The sequence below is a fragment of the Nocardioides pocheonensis genome, from assembly GCF_003725535.1.
GTDB classification, from domain to species: domain Bacteria; phylum Actinomycetota; class Actinomycetes; order Propionibacteriales; family Nocardioidaceae; genus Marmoricola; species Marmoricola pocheonensis.
Genome location: NZ_RJSF01000019.1, coordinates 358,122 through 360,222 on the forward strand (window position 1 = coordinate 358,122; position 2,101 = coordinate 360,222).

General features: G+C 73.8%; 4 protein-coding genes. All 4 read left to right on the forward strand.

All coding sequences use genetic code 11. The features are described from left to right. Positions 1–73: 73 nt before the first annotated feature. Genes hisI through EFL26_RS07570 form a run of 4 tightly spaced genes read left to right on the forward strand, consistent with a single transcriptional unit; the run spans position 74 to position 1,675 of the window. Positions 74–421 carry a phosphoribosyl-AMP cyclohydrolase gene (hisI, locus tag EFL26_RS07555; RefSeq protein ID WP_183408079.1) on the forward strand — a complete coding sequence of 116 codons (348 nt, stop codon included), beginning with the start codon at positions 74–76 and terminating at the stop codon, positions 419–421. Further along, a complete protein-coding gene (locus tag EFL26_RS07560) occupies positions 414–992 on the forward strand; it encodes a Trp biosynthesis-associated membrane protein (RefSeq protein WP_123222257.1) in 579 nt (192 codons plus the stop codon). The genes hisI and EFL26_RS07560 overlap by 8 nt, the downstream gene beginning before the upstream one ends. A gap of 48 nt (positions 993–1,040) precedes the next feature. Next, positions 1,041–1,232 (forward strand): HGxxPAAW family protein, encoded by a 192-nt coding sequence (locus EFL26_RS07565; RefSeq protein ID WP_123222258.1) that lies wholly within the window; start codon positions 1,041–1,043, stop codon positions 1,230–1,232. Then, complete coding sequence (locus EFL26_RS07570; protein WP_123222259.1) at positions 1,232–1,675, forward strand: DUF2752 domain-containing protein; 444 nt, start codon at positions 1,232–1,234, stop codon at positions 1,673–1,675. Before EFL26_RS07565 ends, EFL26_RS07570 begins: the two co-directional genes overlap by 1 nt. Positions 1,676–2,101: the final 426 nt, after the last annotated feature.

The following is a 2,101-nucleotide window of genomic DNA, read 5'->3' on the forward strand; positions in this document are numbered from 1 at the left end:
TCGTGAACCAGTGCGACTGCCCGCTCGACGGCTCGGCGCGAAGCGGCAGTGCCCTGTCGGCGATACTTCGGAGGTGGAATCCTCCCTCGACCCGGACATCGCCGCCCGCCTGAAGCGCAACGAGCAGGGGCTCGTCCCCGCCGTCGTGCAGCAGCACGACACCGGCGAGGTGCTGATGCTCGGCTGGATGGACGACGAGGCGCTGCACCGCACGCTCACCACCGGCCGCGGCACGTTCTGGAGCCGGTCGCGTCAGGAGTACTGGGTCAAGGGCGAGACCTCCGGAAACCGCCAGCACGTCGTGGAGGTCCGCCTCGACTGCGACGGCGACACCCTGCTGGTGAAGGTCGACCAGGAGGGGCCGGCCTGCCACACCGGTGCGCGCACCTGCTTCGACGCCGACCTGCTCACCGATGGCTGAGCGTCGTACCGGCTTCGCGCCCACCGTCGGCCTCGGACTCGCTGCCGGAGCGCTCGGCGCGGTCGCCGCGGCCAAGCCGTGGTTCCGGCTCGCGCAGCACTCCTCGGCGCCGGCCGGCCCGGTCTCCCAGACCACGATCGACATGCCGCTCGCGCTCGCGCTGTCGCTGGTCGTGCTGGCCGGCTGGGGCGTGCTCCTGGTCACGCGCGGCGGTCTGCGTCGGGTCGCCGTCGGCGTGGCCCTGGCCGGGGCGCTCGGCGTCGCCGCCTGCGTGATCCGTGCCCCCTTCGCCCTCCCCGACGACCTGCGCACGCGACTCGGTCCGGTCGCCACCGGCGAGGGAGTCGACGCCACCGGCTGGTACGCGACGGCCGCGGGCGCGACCCTGCTCTCGGTCGTCGCCCTGGCCGTCGCCTGGCGTCGGGCGCCGCTCTGGCCGGCGATGAGCAGCCGGTACGACGCGCCGGCCTCCCGGCCCGCCGTCGTCGACCCGACCGACCAGAAGGACCTCTGGAAGGCACTCGACGAGGGAGTCGACCCGACGGACTCCGAGGGCTCCCCGTCCCCCTAGAATGCTCTCGCCCCGCAACGAGAACGGCACCGACAAGGAGTCACTCCCATGGCCGACAACCACGGCAACACCCCCGCAGCCTGGACGGCCGTCGCGATCGCCCTGGCCGCCTTCGTGGTGGGTGGCGTCGGCCTGATGGCGGGCTCCATGGTGACGTTCTGGGTCGGAGTCGCCCTCGCGCCGGTGGCGATCCTGGTGGGCTACGTCATGGCGCGGATGGGCTACCACTCGAGCCACTGATGGCCACCCTCGCGCGCGGACCCGAGCTCGACCGGGCTCCCGTGCGCCGGATCGGCCGCCCGCTGGCTGCGGCCGGTGCCGTCGCCACGGCCACGCTTGCCCTGCGGCTGCGCGACCCACACGTGCACGGGTCGTGGGGGTTCTGCCCGTTCAAGGCGATCACCGGCTGGGACTGCCCGTTGTGCGGCGGCCTCCGCGCGGTCAACGACCTCGGCCACGGCCAGGTCGGCGCAGCCGCGCACAGCAACCTCCTCTTCGTCGGCCTGCTGCTCCCGGTCGCGCTCGTGCTGTGGGTCGCGGCAGTACGGCGAGGCTGGACCGGCAAGGGCGAGCCCCTCTCGCCCCGCATGATCAACCGCCTGACCCTCGCCCTCGCGGCGGTTGCCGTGGTCTTCACGGTCTACCGGAACACGCCGTGGGGGAGTGCGTGGTTCGCGGCGTAGGTCGCTGAGGGCTCGTTCTGCTTCTTGGGGTTGCGCCTGCGGCGCGGCTTTGCGCCTGCGGCGCTTGTGCGGCTGCGCCGCACGGGGGTCCGTGGTTGCGGGGTGCGGGTGCGTGTCCCGGTGACCCCCTCGCTCGCTGGGGAGTGCGCGTCGCCCCGACTTCTGTGCCGCTGCCGCCGGCCTGGTCTTGGGGCGCCGCGCGATCCCTTGACGCTCGCCTTCGGGCGCCCCCGGGCCCCGCCCCCGCCTCCAGGCGCACGGTCCCCGGGTGGTGGAGAACGGGATGGGTCCACCACGACTCCTGTCGATGGCCCGCTGGCGGGCCCAATGCTTTTCCATCTCCCCCCGGGTTGGCGGGGCTTTCCGGTGGGTGGCGGGCGGCTCACGGGTGGACGGGGACGGGTGCGCCCGCGAGCCGTGGATGGG

Coding starts and splice junctions, on each gene's coding strand:
- EFL26_RS07560 (WP_123222257.1), top strand. CDS start 414: ATGGCTGAGCGTCGTACCGGCTTCGCGCCCACCGTCGGCCTCGGACTC.
- EFL26_RS07565 (WP_123222258.1), top strand. CDS start 1,041: ATGGCCGACAACCACGGCAACACCCCCGCAGCCTGGACGGCCGTCGCG.
- EFL26_RS07570 (WP_123222259.1), top strand. CDS start 1,232: ATGGCCACCCTCGCGCGCGGACCCGAGCTCGACCGGGCTCCCGTGCGC.